This is a genomic window from Bacillus cereus group sp. Sample62, from assembly GCF_036851315.1.
Taxonomy (GTDB): Bacteria; Bacillota; Bacilli; order Bacillales; family Bacillaceae_G; genus Bacillus_A; species Bacillus_A wiedmannii.
In genome coordinates, this window is the sequence record NZ_JAFLPK010000001.1 from 3741887 (window position 1) to 3762648 (window position 20762).

Genomic DNA, 20762 nt, shown 5'->3' on the forward strand with positions numbered 1-20762 from the left:
GCACTTCACCTACTTTCGTTTGTCGAACCCGCATAATCAATAAGAACAAGGGTGATATTATCTTCCCCGCCACGATCATTCGCCAATTGAATGAGACGTTGTCCCTTAGTTTCAAGCTGTTCATTTAACTGTAAAATTTGTTGCATATCAGCAATAGAAACTTTGTTAGATAACCCATCAGAGCAAAGAAGTAACTGATCATCTTCCTCAAGCACCAATGTTTTAACATCTAATCCGACTTTTTCTTCTGTTCCTAATGCCCTTAACAAAACATTCTTTTTCGGGTGATATTCTGCGTCTTCTTTTGAAATTTCCCCATGTCTCACAAGTTCATTTACAAGTGAGTGATCTTCCGTTACAAGCGAGATTTCTCCCTCTGATACCATATAACAACGACTATCTCCTATATGACCTATTGTCACAAAGTTTGGCGTACAAATCGCTATTATAAGTGTTGTTCCCATACCATTACATTCTACATGTTGCTTAGAGTACTCATATATACGCTCATTAATAATCCCAACACTCGTATGTAACCACTCTTCTACTTTTTTGGGTTCATTCATATTATGCGTTTGCTTCCAATAATCATGGAATAATTGAATGGTCATCGAGCTAGCTACATCACCAGCTCGATGACCTCCCATTCCATCTGCTACTACCGCTAAAATATTTCCATCTAAATTGTGAAAAACTCCCGCACTATCTTCATTATGTTGACGAACTTTTCCTTTATCCGATAGAAACACGGCTTTCATCTCGTCACCTCGTCTCTTCTTTACGCTCCTTCGCACGTAACTGACCGCAGGCTGCATCAATATCATGACCTTGTTCACGGCGAATTGTTACATTCACTCCACGATCTTTTAACGTTTTTTCAAATAAGAAAATTTGTTCACGTGGGGTACGTACATAATCACGTTCAGGTACGTAGTTTACCGGAATTAAGTTTACATGACATTTTACACCTTTTAAAAGCGCAGCAAGTTCTTCAGCTTGCTCAACTTGGTCATTTTCTCCTCCAAATAAGCCATATTCAAACGTAATACGACGCCCTGTTCTATTTACATAGTATTTAACAGCTTCCATTAAGTCTGGTAGCTTATAAGCACGGTTAATCGGCATTAATTTTGAACGTAACTCTGTATTTGCAGAATGCAATGAAATCGCAAAATTAATTTGCATATCTTCTTCAGCGAACTTATAAATTTTTGGAACAATTCCACTTGTTGAAACTGTCATATGTCTTGCACCAATATGAATTCCTTTTTCATGGTTTACAATGCGTAAGAATGACATTAAGTTGTCGTAATTATCAAACGGTTCTCCAATTCCCATAACAACAAGCGAACTTACACGTTCTTCTGTTTCATCAAGTGCACGTTGCACTTCTACTACTTGCGCTACAATCTCTCCAGCCTCTAAGTTTCGTTTTAACCCACCAAGTGTAGATGCACAGAACGTACAACCGATACGGCATCCGACCTGTGTTGTTACACAAATAGAATTTCCATATTCATGTCGCATTAACACTGTTTCAATAGAATAACCATCATATAATTGGAATAAGAATTTAATTGTTCCATCAGAAGATGTTTGTTTTACCAATGTATTTAAAGTAGTAATATCAAAGGAATTCGACAATTTATCGCGTAATCCTTTAGAAAGATTCGACATGTCGTCATAATTTTTTACACGTTTTTTATATAGCCAATCAAAGATTTGTCCTGCACGGAATTTAGGTTCTCCTTGTTCCTTTAACCAATCTTGCATTTCATGAAGTTGTAAAGAATAAATTGATGGTTTTTTCGTTTCTAGATTTTTCTTTTGTTTTCTCACAGTCGTTTCCACGATGCTACACCTTCTTCCTTAAACAAGCAATATAAAAGCCATCTGTTGCAAAATAGTGCGGTAAAATTCGTACTTGACCTTCATCAATATACGGATTTAACTTTTCTGGCATGCGATCTTTTATCGTAGTATCCCATTCAAATTCAGGATGCTCTTGTAAAAATTGCTTTATTACTTGTTCATTTTCTATTTTTTCTATTGTGCACGTACTATAAACAAGGCGACCACCTTGCTTTAACAACGGTGCTATTTTTTCTAGTATTGCAAGTTGAATCGTCGATAATCTTTCACTATCGCCTTTATTTTTCCCTAACTTAATATCTGGTTTACGTCTAATCACACCAAATCCAGAACATGGTGCATCTACTAATATTTTATCAAATGTTTCATTCGCAAAGTGTTCTTGCACTTTTCTAGCATCTAGTGCTTTTGTTTCGACATTTTCTAGACCAAGTCGCTCTGCTTGTTGTTTAATTAAACGTACTTTGTGTGCATGTAAATCAAGAGACATAACTTGACCTGTTCCTTTTAATCGCTCTGCAATGTGCGTTGTTTTTCCGCCCGGAGCAGCACAACTATCAAGAACTACATCTCCCTCATTCGGTTCTAAAGCGCGTGCTACAAGCATAGAACTTTCATCTTGAATAGAAAGAAAACCTTTTTTGAACGCATCTGTATGCGCTACATTCCCTCTTTCAATTTGAATCGCATCCTCTGATAAATCGCCGCGCTTCGCTTCTATACCTTCACTAGCCAATAGCTCAATTGCTTCTTCTACTGTTATTTTATCCACATTTACACGCGCTGTTGGTACTGGGGGTAACATGTTTACTTCACACATCTTCTCTGCTGTCTCTAAACCATATTCAGAAGCCCAGTCTTGCACAAGCCACATTGGATGACTTGTTGCGATTGCCAAACGTTCTACTGGATCCTTGATTTCATCTACAGAAGGTACCCCTTCTCTCTGAATCGAACGTAATACCCCGTTTACCATACCAGCAATCCCTTTATGCCCGCGACGCTTTGCAATCTCAACTGCTTCATGAATAGCCGCTCTTTCAGGCACTCGGTCTAAATAAATCATTTGGTATAAAGATAAGCGAAGTAATACTCTTACCCACGCCTCAACCTTCTTTTTTAAAAAAGGCTGTAAATAATAATCTAATGTGTCACGACGTTGAATCGTTCCATATACAATTTCAGTTAACAAACCAATATCTTTTCTATCAATTGCATTTTTTTCAATTAGATTATTTAAAAGTAAGTTACTGTATGCACCACTTTTTTCTACTTGAATTAAGCCATCAAGAGCTAATTCACGAACATTTTGTCTCATGCATTTTCTCCTAACTTCGTTCCAATTTCAGGTTTTGTGCCACGTAAAAATTGCGAACAACTCATACGTTTTTTACCAGAAGGTTGCAATTCAGTGATTTTAACAGCTGTCTCATTCCCTGTTGCAACAACAAATCCATCTTCTTCAAGAGCTACTATTGTACCTGGTTCAGCTTTCTCTGCAATAGAGACCTTCTCTCCCCACCATACTTTAATAACTTGTCCTGCCAAAGTCGTATAAGCAACTGGCCATGGATTCAATCCGCGAATGTGATTGTATACTTCTTCACCTGTTTTTGTCCAATCAATTTTCTCTTGCTCACGTTTTATATTATATGCAAACGTTACTTCTTCTTCGTTTTGTTTAATCGGTTCTAACTTACCTTGGATTAATAAAGGTACTGTTTTAGATAGAAGGTGTGCCCCTGCTTCACTTAACTTATCGAATAAAGAGCCTGTCGTTTCACGCTCTTCAATCTCCACTTCTACTTGCGTTAAGATATCACCAGCATCCAATTTCTCTACCATATACATAATTGTAATACCCGTTTTTTCTTTACCTTCCATAATTGCATAATGGATTGGTGCACCACCACGAAGTTCAGGTAGTAAAGACGCGTGGACGTTAATACATCCATACTTCGGTGCTTCTAAAATTTCATTTGGTACAATCTGACCGAAAGCAGCTGTTACAATTAAATCTGGCTCTAATGCCAAGACTTGTTCATATTCGTCTTTTTCACGAATTCTTAATGGTTGTAACACTGGAATACCATGTTTTTCTGCTTCAACTTTAACAGGTGTAGGTGTTAATACTTTTTTTCTACCTACCGGACGATCAGGCTGCGTCACAACACCTATTACATCATAGCCATCTTCGATAAGACGACGAAGCACCGGCACTGAAAAGTCCGGTGTTCCCATAAATACTACTTTTATCATTAAAAAACCGCTCCTTTTAATACCTATTCTAATTCGTTTTCCTCATAATATCTTGTCACTTTCGATGTAAATAACACACCGTGTAAATGATCGATTTCATGTTGAATGGCACGTGCTAAAAATCCTTCTGCTTCTAGTAAAAATACTTTACCTCTGCGATTTTGCGCACGTACTTTAATATAATCCGCACGTTCCACTTCACCATAAAGTCCCGGGAAGCTTAGACAACCTTCGGGACCTACTTGTTCACCACGTTTTTCTAATATCGATGGATTGATTAACTCGATTTTCCCCGTATCATCATCGATATCAACTACCGCTACTTGCAAGCTTACACCTACTTGAGGCGCAGCTAAACCGACTCCGTCCGCAATTAACATTGTTTCATGCATATCTTTCAACAATTTCACTAACTTTTTATCAAAGTTAATTACTCTTTCGCATGGTGTTTCTAACACTTCATTTGGATGCTTTACTATTTCTAAAACTGCCATATTTCCCTCCGCTACATTAACATTGTTGGATTAAAATCAATTGAGATTTGTAGCTCTTTTTGCATTTCTGCTTGATAATGTTCATTTACCATTTTGAGCACGTTCTTTAAGTTTGGTTCCCGTTTGTATTTTATCATGCATTGATAACGATATCTATCTTTTATCCTTGGAATTGCTGAAGCAACCGGTCCTAACACCATCGCTTGCTGCGTGCAGTGCGCCCGTAAATGACCGACAATTTTTTCCGTCACTTGCACTGCCTTTAATAATTCTGGATGAGATACTGTTACAAGTACAACATAGTAATACGGTGGATATTGTCTTGTTCGTCTCATTTGCATTTCTTGGTCAAAAAACACATCATAATGTTGGTTCTTTGCTAACTCTATACTGTAATGTTCTGGCGTATACGTTTGAATTATAACTTCCCCTGGCAATTCATGTCTGCCTGCTCGTCCACTTACTTGCGTCAATAACTGATACGTCTTTTCACTCGCTCGAAAATCAGGTAAGTGAAGCATCGTATCTGCAGTTAAAACCCCGACAAGCGTTACTTTAGGAAAATCTAATCCTTTCGCAATCATTTGTGTTCCAAGTAGTATATCTGCTTTTTCTTCCCCGAACGCCTTTAATAATTTTTCATGCATTCCTTTGCGACTTGTCGTATCTACATCCATTCGAATGACTCGTGCCTCTGGAAATAGTTTTGTAATTTCTTCCTCTACCTTTTGTGTACCTGTACCAAAGAAACGAATATATGTACTTTGACAAGCAGGACACGCAGTCGGCATATTCTCTTCGTGACTGCAGTAATGACATTTTAAACGATGGTTCATTTTATGATATGTCAGCGAGATATCACAATGCGGACATTGTACAACATACCCACAATCACGGCACATAACAAATGTAGAATGACCTCTTCTATTTAAAAAGAGCACCATCTGTTCTTTCTTTTCTAATCGATCTGCTATTTTTTCATGCAATGCTTTCGAAAACATGGAACGATTCCCGTCACGAAGTTCCTCACGCATATCAACAATCTCTACTGTTGGTAAAGCTTGTTTATTCATACGTTTTTCCATCGTTAGTAATTCATACACACCTTTTTTCGCTCTTGCAAACGATTCAAGTGTCGGTGTTGCACTACCAAGAACGATAGGACATTTATGATATTGTCCCCTCCACACAGCTACATCCCTTGCATGATACCTCGGATTATCTTCTTGCTTATAGCTCGATTCGTGCTCCTCATCAATAATAATAATCCCTAAATTTTCAAAAGGTGCAAATACGGCTGAACGTGCACCAACTACAACCTTCACTTCTTTTCTTAAAATCTTACGCCATTCATCATATTTTTCTCCAACAGACAGCGCACTATGAAGAACCGCAACTTGCGAGCCAAATCTACCTTTAAAACGATCTACCATTTGAGGCGTTAGTGCAATTTCAGGAACAAGCACAATAGCTTCTTTCCCTTTCGTAAGCACCGCTGCTATAGATTGTAAATATACTTCTGTTTTTCCGCTTCCTGTAACACCATATAGTAAAAATGGATTGTAAGTTTCATTTGTAATTGATGATAAAATCGGTGTAATAACTTGCTTTTGTTCCTCCGTAAGTGGGAATGGTTTCGTTTGTTCAAAATCATCATCGTCATACGGATTTCGGTACACTTCCACATACTTTTCTGAAATTAGCCCCTTTTTAACAAGTGCTTTAATCGGAGCGTCTGTTATTTGCAACTCTTCTGTTATTACTTTCAACGGCACACTTTTATAATTTTCCACAAAATAATAGAGTACATCTTGTTGTTTTTTACTTTTCAGTTCAAATGCTGCTAATTCCAATTTATCTTCTGACAACTCCGGTTGAACGACTCTTTGTTTCTTCTTTTGCACTTTATCTTTTACCTGATAAACAACTTCAATCGTGCCATTTTTAATTTCTTGTTGAATCGTGCGGTATAGATGCGGCTGCGTCTCAATCGCTTCCCAATCTATCGCCTCTTTGTCCTGAAATAAAAACAGTAGTTCAGGTGCTACTTCTTCTTGTTTACGAAGTTGTAGACGCTTTTTATACGTAGCTTTTATCGCCGTTGGAAGCATGACTTGAAAGGCTGAAATCATATAACATAACGTTTCGCTTGTAAGCCAATATCCAAGCTTTAATAATTCCTCGTTTAAAACTGGTGTTACATCTAATATTTCATGGATTGTCTTTAGCTTCTTACTTTCTACTTCAGCCGAATCTTTGATTCCAATAATAAATCCTTGCAATTTCCTTGGGCCAAATGGAACTACTACACGCATGCCTGTCTGGACAATATCTTCCCACTTTTTAGGGATAATATAATCAAATGGTCGATCTGTCTGACGTGCAGGTACATCAACAATTACACTTGCAAATTTCATAGACGATCATCTTCTAACATCATTTCAATTTGCTTTAATATTTCACGAGCAACCTCTTTCTTCGTTAAAAGCGGTAACTTGATAACTTCTCCATCTTTTCTATACATTGTTACAATGTTTGTATCTGTACCAAATCCAGCTCCTTGTGCCTTTACATCGTTCGCAACAATCATATTCGCATTTTTCTCACGTAATTTTTTTGTTGCGTATTCCTCTACCTTTGTCGTTTCAGCCGCAAAACCGATAAGTAACTGTTTATCTTTCATCTCACCTAACGTTTTTAAAATATCTACTGTTCTCTCGAGTTCGATTACAGCATCACTATTTTTCTTTTTCATTTTATTATCATGAACATATTTCGGGCGATAATCTGCCACTGCTGCTGTTTTAATGACAACATCTACGTTTTGATACTGTTGCAGAACTACTTCTAACATATCTTGTGCAGATTCCACTTGTACCGTATTTACATGTAATGGTGGGTTTAATGCTGTCGGTCCCGAAACAAGTATGACATCAGCACCTAAGTTCGCTGCCACTTCCGCAATTGCATATCCCATTTTCCCAGAAGAAAAATTAGTCATAAAACGCACTGGATCAATCTTTTCACGAGTTGGGCCAGCAGTTATTAATATTTTTTTTCCTTGCAATGGTTTTTGTTCTGAAAAAGCCTCTTCTAACCGTGCAATAATTGCTTCCGGTTCTTCTAGTCTTCCCTTCGCAACATAACCACACGCTAAAAAACCTTCTCCAGGCTCAATAAATGTATATCCTAACGTTTTTAACGTCATCATATTTTTTTGTACAATTTTGTTTTCATACATATGCACATTCATAGCAGGTGCAATCCACACTGGGGCTGTAGTAGCTAACAAAGTAGTTGTAATCATATCGTCTGCAATACCACCAGCTAACTTCCCAATACAATTGGCAGTAGCAGGTGCAACAAGTACTACATCTGCCCAATCAGCTAAATCGATATGTGCAATAACAGCCGAGTCTTTCTCATCGAATGTATCTGTATATACGTCATGGCGAGAAAGTGCTTGAAATGTAAGAGGCGTAACAAACTTCATTGCAGACTCACTCATCATTACTTTTACAATAGCACCAGCTTGTGTCAATTTACTAGTTAACGCAGCCGCTTTAAAGACCGCAATGCCTCCTGTTACACATAGAAGTATCTTTTTCCCTTTTAGCATATGGCTCGTCCTCTTTCTTTTTCAAACTTATAATACTGAAACAGAATTCCCAGCTCATCAGTACCAATATTTCTTCCCTATCGTAAAAAAATAACAACCTACTTGTAAATAGGTTGTTACCGTTACATAGAAAATTATAAAGTCTATGTTTTAATTTGTCGAAAAGAATGTCTTAATCGATGATTTTGTCTTCGCTTGGTACATATTTTAATACTTCTGCATCGATTTCTTCTAATGATTTACCTACACATTTATGAGAAACAGGTTGCTCGATAACACAGTTATCAGCAAGTTGCATTTCACGCGCACGTTTTGCAGCTACTGTTACAAGTGTATATTTAGAATCGATTTTTGTTAATAATGAATCAATTGATGGATTTAACATAATTATAGACCCTCCGTCATTTCTTTATAATATTTTGCTACTCTTTCGCGGCGGCAATGTTCACCAACCACAATTGCTTTAATTCTTTCACAAGCTAATTCAACTTGATCGTTTTCTACAACATAGTCGTAAGCGTCCATCATTTCGATTTCTTCTTTCGCTACCGTTAAACGATTTTCAATAACATCTTCAGTTTCTGTACCACGGCCGACAATACGGTTCTTTAGTTCAGATAAACTTGGAGGTGCTAAGAAAATAAATACACCTTCTGGGAAAGCTTTCTTAACTTGAATTGCTCCTTGCACTTCAATTTCTAAGAATACATCTTTTCCTTCTTGTAATGTTTTTTCAACATAGTCAATCGGTGTTCCGTAATAATTACCTACGAACTCAGCCCACTCAAGTAATTTTTCATTACGAATCATTTCCTCAAACTCTTCTCTCTCTTTAAAGAAATAATCCACACCATCTACTTCACCTTCACGTGGCTTACGTGTCGTTACTGAAATGGAGTACTGAAAACGTGTATCCTCATGACTAAACAGCTCTTTTCGAACCGTTCCTTTACCAACCCCAGAAGGTCCTGAAAGAACGATGAGCAATCCTCTTCTGCTTCTCATAAATATGTAAAACCTACCCTTCCTCACTTAAATCTTCTTTATTATTCAAACGATGTGCAATCGTCTCTGGCTGAATTGGACTTAATACCACATGCCCATCATCCATAACAATAACCGCCCTTGTTTTTCTCCCATACGTAGCATCAAGCAAAGCATTATGTTCGCGTGCTTCCTGTACTGTTCGTTTAATAGGAGCTGACTCCGGACTTACAATAGCAATAATTCGATGAGCAGATACAATATTTCCGTATCCAATATTTAAAAACCGCATGGCCATAGTTTGCGCCTCCTAGTAAGTCTATCCGATTTCTCCACCACGTATAACTTTATATATTTTTTGAAAGCTACTCAATATTTTGTACTTGTTCACGAATTTTTTCAAGGTTATTTTTCATTTCTACAACATATTTTGAAATTGTTAAGTCATTTGCCTTAGAACCAATCGTGTTAATTTCTCTATGCATCTCTTGCACGATGAAATCCATTTTCCTTCCAACAGGCTCTTCAATCTGCAGTGTTTCACGAAATTGCTCTAAATGACTTTGCAAACGAACTAACTCTTCGTGAATATCACAACGCTCTGCAAAGATTGCGACTTCTGTTAACAATCTTTGTTCATCTAGATCTTGATTATGTAATTCTTTTAAGCGATTTTCTAATCGTTCACGATATTTTTGTGTAACAATTGGTACATGCGGAATAATTGCATTTACACAATTGTGAATCTCTTGTAAACGATACGCTATATCTTTATGTAATCGTTCTCCTTCGCCATCTCTCATCGTTTTTAACATATGAGCAGCTTGGCGAACAGCCTCATATAAACCGTTCTCAAATTGTTCATTTACATTTTCTACTTCTTCAATCGCTGTTACTTCTGGCATTTCCATTAATTGCTGAAGTGTAATAGAATCTTGTAATTGAAATTTTCCTTTTATATCTTCCATAATCGATTGGTACTGCTCAAGAAGCGACCAATTCACACTTAATTTTCTTTCAACAAGCCCTTCACCCGTTATACTAATAGACACTTCAATGCGTCCACGCCGAACTTGTTCTGCAATTATTTTACGAATTTTGTCTTCAAATATCATCATTTGCTTCGGAAGTCGAATACTCATCTCTAGAAAACGGTGGTTCACCGATTTCATTTCTACTGTAATTTGAAAAGTATCATTTTCTACTTTTGATCTTCCAAATCCTGTCATACTACAAATCATTTTTATCACATCCAAGCCATGAAATAACTCAATGAAAAAGGTAATAGAGACAAGGCTCTACTACCTTCTGTAAATTATATCACATTTTCATATCATTGACTATTTCAAGTTTAATCCCTTCTTATATAATATTGGCTTTTCCTTCTTCCCCTTTTTCCCTGTTAATAAAGAACCTACTAGTAAGAAGGTCGGAATTGATGACAAACCTCCAATTAACAACCAATCTCTCGCTTGTATTGGCATTGTACTAAAGATCGGTTGTAGCGGTGGGTAATATATAACCACTAACATTAACAGTAAAGAAATGATAACCGCTCCTACTAAATACACGTTCCCAAATGGATTACGGTGGAAGATAGAATGTTCACTTCGGCAATCAAATACATGAATAAGTTGTGCAAGCACCAACGTCGCAAACGCCACAGTTTGTGCATATTTCAGTTCATTTGGATGTTGATTATATGCAATAATAAACGCCACTAACGTCACTGCTCCAATTAAAAAGCCACGACTTATAATTTTCCAGGCAAGCCCTCTAGCAAATACACCTTCTTTCGGATGACGCGGCGTTCTCTTCATCACGTCTCCTTCCGCCTTATCCAATCCTAATGCCATCGCCGGTAAACCGTCAGTAACTAAGTTCACCCATAAAATTTGAATGGGGACCATCGGCAACGGTAATGCAAGTAACATTGCAAATAGCATGACTAAAATTTCTCCTACGTTCGATGCTAATAAATAACGAATAAACTTACGTATATTCTCGTATATATTTCTACCTTCTTTAATCGCTGATTTAATCGTAGCAAAATTATCATCTAGCAAAACAAGAGAAGAAGCTTCTTTCGCAACGTCTGTCCCTGTAATTCCCATTGCTATCCCAATATCCGCTGTTTTTATAGCCGGAGCATCGTTTACTCCATCACCTGTCATCGCTACTATATGCCCTTTATTTTGCAACGCCTTAACAATTTTCAATTTATGTTCAGGTGATACTCGAGCAAATACATATGTGTCTTCTACAACACTTTCTAGTTCCTCTACATCCATATTCGCGAGTTCTACTCCTTCAACAACACGTCCACCAGGTGGTAAAACCCCTAATTGTTCCGCAATTGCCATTGCTGTCACTTTATGATCTCCTGTAATCATCACTGTTCGAATACCAGCTTCTCTGCACTCTTTTACAGCCTGTTCTACCTCTGGTCTTGGCGGATCAATCATTCCCTGTATCCCGACCAACATAAAATCTTTTTCAACGTCTCTTTCATGTTCAATAGAATCTGTTACTTTTAATGGCTTAAATGCAACCGCAATGGTTCGAAGCGCTTGACTACCTAAACTATGAATAGCCGCCTGTACTTCTTTTCTATACAACTCACTTATCGGTTGTTGCTTATCCCCCCATAAAATCGTTTGACTCATTTGCAAGAGGACATCTGGTGCTCCCTTCGTAACAAGAAACTTTTTCCCCTCTCTATCTCGCACAATAACACTCATCATTTTTCGAGTTGAATCGAATGGAAATTCACGAATAATTTCAAATTTCCCTTTCAGTGCCTCACGCGTTATCCCCGCTTTCATTGCTGCAGCTACTAGTGCTCCCTCAGTTGGATCTCCATCTAATACATACGCCTTTTTCTTTTGAATAATATTTGCGTTATTACATAGTGAACCAAATGTGAGTAGTTGATACAATGCTTTCGTTTTAGCTGGATCGCATTCTTTTTCACCTTTCAAAAAAGAGCCATTAGGTTCATACCCTTGCCCCGTCACTTTCCATAACTCTCCACCTGACCACATATGTGTTACCATCATTTTGTTTTGCGTCATTGTTCCTGTTTTATCACAGCATATAACAGAAGCACATCCTAACGTTTCTACCGCTGGTAACTTCCTTACAATTGCTCTCTTTTTAATCATACGCTGTACACCAAGCGATAAAGCTACTGTAACGATTGCTGGTAATCCTTCAGGAATAGCAGCAACAGCTAGCGACACGCCTGCTAAAAACATATGATACACTTCATTCCCTTGATACACACCGGCTAATACGACAAGCGCTGTCAAAATAAGAGCCACAATAATTAATATTTTCCCGAGTTGCTCTAATCTTCTTTGCAGTGGTGTTTCCATTTGCTCTGCATTTTGTAACATATTTGCAATTTGGCCCATCGCTGTATTCATACCAGTTGCTACAACGACCCCTGTTCCAGCTCCTCGTGTAATCATCGTACCCATAAAAGCCATATTTTTTTGATCACCAATTGAAACATCTTGCCCCTGCAGAGCTTCTACCTTCTTCTGCACAGGTACTGACTCTCCTGTCAAAGCTGATTCTTCGATATATAAACTTGATGCCTCAACAAGACGTACATCCGCCCCAATACGATCACCACTAGAAAATTTAATGACATCACCTAAAACAAGTGCTTTAGACGGTGCTTTTACCCACTTTCCATTCCGCATTACAGTAACTTGCGGGGCGGCTAGCTCTTTTAAAGCTTCCAGTGACTTTTCAGCCTTTCTTTCTTGAAAAAAGCCAAGAATACCATTGATAATAACAATCGCAACAATCGCAATAGAATCAATGTATTCACCTAAAAAAGCCGAAACTATTGTTGCACCAAATAAAACAAGTACCATAAAATCTTTAAACTGCGCCAAAAATACCATCAGTGCAGAAGGCCTTTTGGCTTCATCTAATTCATTTGTACCAAATTTTTTTATTCGCCCTTCTGCTTCCTTCTCTGTAAGTCCAACCTTCACATTCGTATTCGTTCTTTCTTCCACTTCGTGTGCGCGCATTCCATACCAGTTCATCCCGCTATCGACCTCCTGATTCCAGACATACTCTATTGAAAGCTTATTCAGCCTCGTCCAAAAAAATGCTATAATTAACTTTTAGTTAGAAAGGAGTGTTCATTTATGGCATTCGATGGATTATTTACAAGAGCAATTACACATGAAATTGCAAATTCTCTTTACACAGGAAGAGTTTCCAAGATATACCAACCTTCAAAATACGAGATTTTATTACATATTCGAGCAAACGGAAAAAATCAAAAACTGATTCTTTCCGCTCATCCGACATATGCACGTTTACACTTAACAAATCAAAATTACGATTCACCTGCACTTCCGCCAATGTTTTGTATGCTTCTCCGCAAGCATCTAGAAGGTGGTTTCATTGAAAAAATTGAACAAATTGATTTAGAGCGCATTATTCAAATCACCGTTCGTAGCAGAAATGAAATTGGTGATGAATCGCTAAAAACATTAGTAATTGAAATAATGGGACGACATAGTAACATCATTTTGGTAGACACAAAAACAAACAATATTTTAGATAGCTTAAAACACGTTTCTTTAGCAGTAAACCGCCATCGAACTGTATACGCTGGAGCTGAATATATTGCACCACCAGCACAACATAAAATTAACCCACTTCAGATTGAAACAAATGATGAATTTATTAGACCGCTAGACTTTCTATCTGGAAACATGGATAAACAGCTTGTAGGCACCTTTACGGGAATATCGCCGTTATTCGCAAAAGAAGTAGTGAAAAAAGCAGGTATGGTAAATGAAAAAGCATTAGCGGACGCATTTTTCTCCATACAAAAACCATTACTAACTCATACATATTCACCAACAATGACTACTTCAAATGGGAAAGAATTCTTTTATCTTTTCCCTCTTGCACACTTGCAAGGAGAAGATAAGATATTTTCATCTGTTAGTGAATTGCTAGACCGTTTCTTTTTCGGAAAAGCAGAGCGCGACCGTGTAAAACAACAAGCTTATGATTTAGAGCGCTTTATGCAAAACGAAAAAAATAAAAATGAGAAAAAACTCATTAAACTAGAAAAAACATTACAAGATGCCGGAAAAGCAGATAAATATCAACTATTTGGAGAACTACTTACAGCCAACATGTACGCTTTGAAAAAAGGGGATAAAGATATTGAAGTCGTTAACTATTACGACGAAAATGGCGGAACTGTAAAAATTACATTAGATCCTTTAAAAACACCATCTGACAATGCGCAACGCTATTTCCAAAAGTACCAAAAAGCGAAAAATTCAGTTGTTGTTGTAGAAGAACAAATCGAAAAAACAAATGAAGAAATTCTTTATTTTGATAGCTTACTTCAACAAATGGAAGCTGCTTCTTCAAAAGATATTGAAGAAATTCGTGAGGAATTAGCTGAAGAAGGTTATATGCGCAATCGTAAAGCAAAAAATGCTAAGAAGAAACCAACTAAACCGGTATTGGACAAATATTTAGCTAGTGACGGAACAGAAATTTTCGTCGGTAAAAACAACAAGCAAAATGATTATTTAACAACGAAGTTTTCCCGTCGTGATGAAATTTGGTTACATACGAAAGATATCCCTGGGTCTCATGTTGTCATTCGTTCTCTTGAACCTACCGAAGAAACTGTGTTAGAAGCTGCTAAAATCGCTGCCTATTTCAGTAAAGCAAAAGATTCTAGTTCTGTTCCTGTAGATTTCACCAAAATACGCCATGTCAAAAAACCGAGTGGTGCAAAACTTGGTTTTGTTACGTACGACAATCAGCAAACCGTATATGTAACACCGGATGCTGATACTGTAATGAAACTAAAAGCGTAAATAAAAAATGCGTTGCTTATAAGCAACGCATTTTTTACATTCGTTCACACTAGTTCATATACCCATTCACTAATTCATAGCATCTTTCTTTTGTCATCTTGTATTTTTCATCTGCAGCTTCAATATATTTCATCGTTCCATTATTTTCATCCGTAGCAATGGCTTTAACCTTACTTTCCTTTTCTTTAACCCATGCAACTTGTTTCGTTTTCAACGACTGAAACGCATCAGCTGACATCGTATTTTTTAATGTACTGTAAATTTCATTTAGTTTATTATCCCACAGTTGATAATTTCCTTCTATTTCATTTACTATGTCATTTGTTGACATAACATTTGTATGTTTTTCTTCGTTTTCTAGAGCTGCTAACTCATTTAAAACCTTAGTTTTACCTACTGCTGACGAAGTTTCTTTTTTTGAACTAGTAGACGTACTAGCATCATTCCCTTTAACTGTTTCTTGCTCTTGAACAAAATCTTTTTTCGTTACCTTTTCTTGCTCTTCATCATCTACATTATGAGCAATAACCGAGTTTTTGGCGTCGACAGCAACTACTTCATTACTTTCTTTAAAAATATATTTCTTATTTCCACTATTCTCTTCTCTAACAAAAGAGACATTCTTGAAACCTTGTACTCTAAGAAGTTCTTTAGCTTCTTCTTTAGTTAACTTTAAATCTACTGGGGTATTTGATGACCATCTATCCATTAACCATTTTCCATCGGTATACACGAAAACAAATTCCCACATCTCCGCTTCATTCCCCATATCATTTGCAAGAGTAAGCGTCTCAATCTTTAAAACATCATTTTTCTGTGAATAAGTTGTCCTCACGTCCGGCTCAATATGAATCGGAAATGGTAACATATCTGTTTCCCTTGATCTATTAAATGTATCAAGCAATCCTGGAAGCGCCTTCTCCACAAACTTATCTGAAACTAATCCCTTAACGCCTTTTTTAGCTGTAGCTAAATCTCCAGGATTATTTCGGCTCCATCCATTTTCTTTTTCCATCTCACTAAATGCATCTGCTATTGCATCTACACTCTTTCTTACAATCTTTTTCACTTCTTTTTCTGTCACTTCTGGTGCTTCCTCAAGCTGTTCAATCGTTTCATTTACTTGAACTTTATTTTCACCTTTTTCACAACCTGCTACAACTAACATACTAGCCACCAAGCAACATGACATTACTTTACTTAATTTCTTCATGTATTCACAATCCTTAACTCTATTTATTCGTTACGTATCGTTACCTACCAGAAAATACATAACAACCCCTTATTATACCAATTAATATTATTTATTTATATAAAAAATATAATATTATAATTAAAAGGATTATCATGTGCAAGTTTACATTACTCTAAAAAATTTTGACATATTTATTTTATATTTGTCTAGTTTTTTTGACACACAACTCCCTCTCCTCTTTTATTATAAATAAACATACTGGCACAATTCTTGCTTTATTAATATAAAAAGGAGGAATTAAAATGAATATAAGAATAACTAATATCCAAAAACAACTACATAATTACGGAATTGACGGGTTACTCATTACAAAAAAAGAAAATCGTCAATATGTAACTGGCTTTACAGGTAGCGCTGGCGTCGTCTTAATCTCTGCGGATAAAGCTGTTTTTATAACTGATTTTCGCTATGTAGATCAAGCGAAATCACAAATAAAAGATGCTGAAATTATTATGCATAAAGGAAATTTAGAAAAAGAAGTTGCACATCAAGTATCGAAATTAAACATTCAAAAACTCGGAATTGAAGAAAACAACATGACATTGCAACAATATAAAAACTTACAAAAATACGTGCATGTGGAAATGATTCAAGTGTGCGAAATCATCGAAAATATTCGTATTATTAAAGACACGCCTGAAATAGAAACAATGAAAATCGCAGCTAATATTGCTGACGAAGCATTTCACCACATCATTACGTTTCTAAAACCAGGAATAAGTGAAAATGATGTACGAGATGAGTTAGAATTTTTCATGCGTAAAAAAGGGGCTACCTCCTCATCATTTCAAATCATTGTAGCTTCTGGCGTTCGCTCTTCACTTCCTCATGGAGTTGCATCAAATAAAATAATCGAGCGAGGCGACATCGTTACATTAGATTTCGGTGCACTTTACGATGGATATTGTTCCGATATAACTCGTACTGTAGCAATCGGAGAACCATCAGAAGAATTCAAAAAGATATACAATGTTGTACGAGAAGCGTTAAAACGTGGGACGGAAGCAATTAAACCTGGGGAAACTGCGAAAAGTATCGATGATATAACGAGAGATTACATTACTGAGCATGGATACGGCCAATATTTTGGACACTCTACTGGTCATGGTCTTGGGTTAGAAATACATGAACCTCTTCGTCTATCCCAAGAAAGTAAGGCTACTTTAGAAGAAGGTATGGTCGTTACAGTTGAACCTGGTATTTACATACCAAACTGGGGCGGTTGTAGAATTGAAGATGATATTGTCATCACAAAAGACGGATATGAAGTTATTACAAAATCAAATCGGGAACTAATTGTGATTCCTTGTTAAAAACATGACCTTTTTAAAAGGAGTTTTTCTCTGCACATAGAATTCTTTCTCTGGAGTCATCGTTTAAAGAGGGGGAATTTAAATTGAATTTTGTAATTGATAAAATAGATGGTTTGCAAGCTGAATTTTCCAAACTTGTTTCCATGATGAATTACGCTCGCTATACAACAATGCAAGCGGTGAAAGGTTTAACAATTGAAGAACTTGATTATTTATATGATGAGGAAGCAAACTCAATTGGTATGCTTTTGTACCATATGGCTGCTATTGAATTTTACTACCAAATTCATACTTTTGAAGACCGTGAACCAACGGAAGCTGAATTAGAACGGTGGTTACCTGCTATTGAGTTAGGAGCTCTTGGCCGCGAGAAAATAAAAGGAAACTCTATAGAATTTTACATAAACACATTACAAGAAGTACGTTCCAAAACGATCGAGACTTTTCAATCGTTACCTGATGAATGGCTATTTAAAACGACAGACTTTTGGTATGACAAACCAGCAAATAACTACTTTAAGTGGTTTCACGTATTTGAAGATGAAATCAATCATCGCGGACAAATTCGTTTAGTTAAAAAGATGCAAAAATCTCATTCAGTAAAATGAGAAAATGCCACCGAATAAGGGTGGCATTTTCTTTTATTCATTAGCGAATAGCTTTTCATTTACTTTTTTGGCGACTACCGCTACCAACATTAAAATGCATATTAAATATATCAATTTCGCAATAAATAACCAGCCTTGAAACATTACAATTCCATCTATTATCTCATTTCCTTTCAATAACAAAAAAGGAATCGTGCTAATTATAATGACAAACTCGATGCTGAAAACAATTTTCTTTTTTCGGCTATACGCTTTCCATTCATCCCAGCGATACATAGGAGCAAATATCAATACTCCTATACATAATATAATTGGTACCCATTCACTTTTAAGAAATTGCCCTGAAATAACTGATAATAATAAACAAACGAGCACACCATAATAACCTATTTTCTTTCTCATTCGTACTCCCCCATTCTACTTCTCCTTTAATATGTAACTTGCTACGCTTATAACAATTCTTAGAAAAACAACAACGACAATTACAAGATAAAGACCTTTTGCAGAAGACATCCATTCTTGAAAAATAGACATTTTCTCCATTTGCTTCTGCCCCTCTATTAAAATAATCCCTGCGATAAATGAACAAATAACAATAATGACTATCATAAATCCGATACTTTTCTTACTATATTGTTTCATATCATCCCAGTTATATAACAGTATAAATACAAACCCGAAAACAGGTATAATACTGATCCATTCATTACTTGTAAACGGATTCAAAATGATTAATAGACTACAAGAAAGGATGAATCCCCAAAACCCATTTTTTTTGCGCATAAGCCCTCCCTAAATTTCATGTTTAGGATTAATTGTGTTGTAACATCAATTTCCACTTATTACCATTACAGTATATGAAATTTCACTTTTTTTCTTTTTCCTATACTCACATACTTTTACTGCTTTCATACAATAAACTACACGAATGCCTAAAGGATGTGAATGTTATGGGAGTTGAATTAACGCTATTGCACGCTCTCTATATTCTTTGTTTACTCACTATTATTACTTTTTTTATTCTCCGGAAAGATACGACGATTATTTGTATCGTTTTTATCTTTTTATTAGCATTAACCGCTACAAGTTCTATCCCTCTTGCCATTAGCGGTATTTTTCAAAGTTTCATTTACGCCATTACCGAGCTATTACCAACTATATTAATCATCTCCATTATCGTATCAATAAGCAATCTACTCGTTCATACTGGCATAAATGATACGATGATTTCACCATTTACAAAGATGATTCGTACCCCTACCCTCGCCTACTGGATTATCGGCCTTTTAATGATGACAATTTCTTTCTTCTTTTGGCCTTCTCCAGCTGTCGCCTTAATGGGGGCTATTTTATTACCCGTCGCTGTACGCGTCGGCCTTCCGCCAATTGGGGTTGCCATTGCTATGAACTTGTTCGGACACGGTATCGCCTTATCTGGTGACTTCGTTATTCAAGGTGCACCGAAATTAACAGCGGATGCTGCTGGTCTTCCTGTTTCCAGCGTTGTTTCTGCCAGTGTTCCGCTCGTTATCGTTATGGGCATTGTGACAACTTCCGTCGCATTTTTCTTCTTACGAAAAGAATTTCATACAGGCTTATCGATGCAAGAATCTACTCCATCAACTGAGTCTTCTAAAACGCTCACTTCATTATCTTCTCGGACAAAAAAATGGCTCGCTATTTGTATTCCGGTCGTATATGCCATCGATATCCTTTGCATGATTCAATTTAAACTACAAGGAAGCGATGCAACTGCACTTATCGGCGGGACAACTGTTATTATGATTATCATCATTTCCCTTATCGCCTACAAAGGTAATGGACTAAATAAAACGACCGATTATTTTATAGAAGGGCTCCAATTTGGATTTAAAATCTTTGGTCCAGTTATCCCAATTGCTGCACTCTTTTATTTAGGAGATAGCGGCTTTGTAAAAATTATCGGGGACTATTTACCGAAAGGTTCACACGGAATCATTAACGACTTAGGAATCGCTTTGTCTCAAACTGTTCCTTTAAATCAATATGTATCGGCGGGAACATTAACTATCGTTGGTGTCATAACAGGATTAGATGGATCTGGCTTTTCTGGTATATCACTTGCTGGTTCAATTGCCAATCTTTTCGGAACAGCACTTGGGCATGGAACAGCTACATTAACAGCACTCGGGCAAATTGCTGCAATCTGGACCGGAGGCGGGACTTTAATTCCTTGGGCGCTTATTCCTGCCGCTGCCATTTGTAAAGTAGATCCATTTGAACTTGCACGCCGAAACTTTTTACCGGTTGTGATTGGCTTAATCGTCACCACCATCGTTGCGATGTTTATTCTATAAAGTAAGCAAGTGTTCTCTTGCTTACTTTTTTATTGTGAAATCAATCATTTATTACGGACTTTCAAAAGGGATTATGTATATGTTAGCGAAGTTATATTAGGAGAGTATTTATTTCAAAACGTTTACGAGAAACAGATTACTTC

The 20762-nt window shown here is 36.7% G+C and carries 19 protein-coding genes; 4 read left to right on the plus strand and 15 right to left on the minus strand.

The annotated features are described in order from the left end of the window. Positions 1 to 5 precede the first annotated feature (5 nt). The 12 genes from J0835_RS18885 to J0835_RS18940 form a co-directional block, all read right to left on the minus strand. Positions 6 to 758, minus strand: coding sequence for a Stp1/IreP family PP2C-type Ser/Thr phosphatase (locus tag J0835_RS18885; protein ID WP_000648694.1), 753 nt, complete (start codon positions 756 to 758; stop codon positions 6 to 8). A 4-nt stretch (positions 759 to 762) separates the two neighbouring features. Further along, positions 763 to 1851 (minus strand): 23S rRNA (adenine(2503)-C(2))-methyltransferase RlmN, encoded by a 1089-nt coding sequence (rlmN, locus tag J0835_RS18890; protein WP_000450539.1) that lies wholly within the window; start codon positions 1849 to 1851, stop codon positions 763 to 765. Between the two features lie 4 nt (positions 1852 to 1855). Beyond that, complete coding sequence (gene rsmB / locus J0835_RS18895; protein WP_087981670.1) at positions 1856 to 3190, minus strand: 16S rRNA (cytosine(967)-C(5))-methyltransferase RsmB; 1335 nt, start codon at positions 3188 to 3190, stop codon at positions 1856 to 1858. Then, positions 3187 to 4131, minus strand: a complete 945-nt coding sequence (fmt, locus tag J0835_RS18900; RefSeq protein WP_087981671.1) for a methionyl-tRNA formyltransferase — start codon at positions 4129 to 4131, stop codon at positions 3187 to 3189. The genes rsmB and fmt overlap by 4 nt, the downstream gene beginning before the upstream one ends. 23 nt (positions 4132 to 4154) lie before the next feature. Continuing rightward, positions 4155 to 4625: a peptide deformylase gene (def, locus tag J0835_RS18905; protein ID WP_061678221.1), complete on the minus strand. Its 471-nt coding sequence runs from the start codon at positions 4623 to 4625 to the stop codon at positions 4155 to 4157. An 11-nt stretch (positions 4626 to 4636) separates the two neighbouring features. Continuing rightward, positions 4637 to 7042 (minus strand): primosomal protein N', encoded by a 2406-nt coding sequence (priA, locus tag J0835_RS18910; protein WP_087981672.1) that lies wholly within the window; start codon positions 7040 to 7042, stop codon positions 4637 to 4639. Continuing rightward, the gene (gene coaBC / locus J0835_RS18915; protein ID WP_087981673.1) at positions 7039 to 8244 is read right to left on the minus strand and encodes a bifunctional phosphopantothenoylcysteine decarboxylase/phosphopantothenate--cysteine ligase CoaBC; all 1206 of its coding nucleotides are present in this window, start codon (positions 8242 to 8244) and stop codon (positions 7039 to 7041) included. Before coaBC ends, priA begins: the two co-directional genes overlap by 4 nt. A 172-nt stretch (positions 8245 to 8416) precedes the next feature. Then, on the minus strand, positions 8417 to 8629 hold the full coding sequence (rpoZ, locus tag J0835_RS18920; RefSeq protein ID WP_000933964.1) for a DNA-directed RNA polymerase subunit omega: 213 nt from the start codon (positions 8627 to 8629) through the stop codon (positions 8417 to 8419). A gap of 2 nt (positions 8630 to 8631) precedes the next feature. Next, entirely contained in the window at positions 8632 to 9249 is a 618-nt protein-coding gene (gmk, locus tag J0835_RS18925) for a guanylate kinase (protein WP_001257740.1), read from the minus strand. 13 nt (positions 9250 to 9262) lie between these two features. Further along, positions 9263 to 9526 (minus strand): extracellular matrix/biofilm regulator RemA, encoded by a 264-nt coding sequence (gene remA, locus J0835_RS18930; RefSeq protein ID WP_001251456.1) that lies wholly within the window; start codon positions 9524 to 9526, stop codon positions 9263 to 9265. Positions 9527 to 9593: 67 nt separating this feature from the next. Next, positions 9594 to 10469: a YicC/YloC family endoribonuclease gene (locus J0835_RS18935; protein WP_087981674.1), complete on the minus strand. Its 876-nt coding sequence runs from the start codon at positions 10467 to 10469 to the stop codon at positions 9594 to 9596. Positions 10470 to 10568: 99 nt separating this feature from the next. Next, positions 10569 to 13292 carry a calcium-translocating P-type ATPase, SERCA-type gene (locus J0835_RS18940; protein WP_087981675.1) on the minus strand — a complete coding sequence of 908 codons (2724 nt, stop codon included), beginning with the start codon at positions 13290 to 13292 and terminating at the stop codon, positions 10569 to 10571. Positions 13293 to 13397: 105 nt separating this feature from the next. On the opposite strand from J0835_RS18940, the gene J0835_RS18945 reads away from it, so the two are divergent. Continuing rightward, positions 13398 to 15107: an Rqc2 family fibronectin-binding protein gene (locus tag J0835_RS18945; RefSeq protein ID WP_087981676.1), complete on the plus strand. Its 1710-nt coding sequence runs from the start codon at positions 13398 to 13400 to the stop codon at positions 15105 to 15107. Positions 15108 to 15156: 49 nt separating this feature from the next. On the opposite strand, the gene J0835_RS18950 is transcribed toward J0835_RS18945, so the two are convergent. Then, entirely contained in the window at positions 15157 to 16320 is a 1164-nt protein-coding gene (locus J0835_RS18950; RefSeq protein ID WP_087981677.1) for a lysozyme inhibitor LprI family protein, read from the minus strand. 284 nt (positions 16321 to 16604) lie between these two features. Between J0835_RS18950 and J0835_RS18955 the strand changes: the two genes are divergently transcribed. Together J0835_RS18955 and J0835_RS18960 are read left to right on the plus strand one after the other, a co-directional pair. Beyond that, a complete protein-coding gene (locus tag J0835_RS18955; protein WP_087981678.1) occupies positions 16605 to 17675 on the plus strand; it encodes a M24 family metallopeptidase in 1071 nt (356 codons plus the stop codon). Positions 17676 to 17758: 83 nt separating this feature from the next. Then, on the plus strand, positions 17759 to 18283 hold the full coding sequence (locus tag J0835_RS18960; RefSeq protein WP_087981679.1) for a DinB family protein: 525 nt from the start codon (positions 17759 to 17761) through the stop codon (positions 18281 to 18283). A 33-nt stretch (positions 18284 to 18316) separates the two neighbouring features. Here the strand turns inward: J0835_RS18960 and J0835_RS18965 are convergent, their stop codons facing one another. After that, positions 18317 to 18685, minus strand: a complete 369-nt coding sequence (locus tag J0835_RS18965) for a YoqO family protein (RefSeq protein ID WP_087981680.1) — start codon at positions 18683 to 18685, stop codon at positions 18317 to 18319. Positions 18686 to 18700: 15 nt separating this feature from the next. Then, entirely contained in the window at positions 18701 to 19066 is a 366-nt protein-coding gene (locus J0835_RS18970; protein WP_087981681.1) for a YoqO family protein, read from the minus strand. Positions 19067 to 19233: 167 nt separating this feature from the next. Here J0835_RS18970 and J0835_RS18975 point away from each other — a divergent pair, with 167 nt between their 5' ends. Beyond that, the gene (locus tag J0835_RS18975) at positions 19234 to 20619 is read left to right on the plus strand and encodes a hypothetical protein (protein WP_087981682.1); all 1386 of its coding nucleotides are present in this window, start codon (positions 19234 to 19236) and stop codon (positions 20617 to 20619) included. Positions 20620 to 20762: the final 143 nt, after the last annotated feature.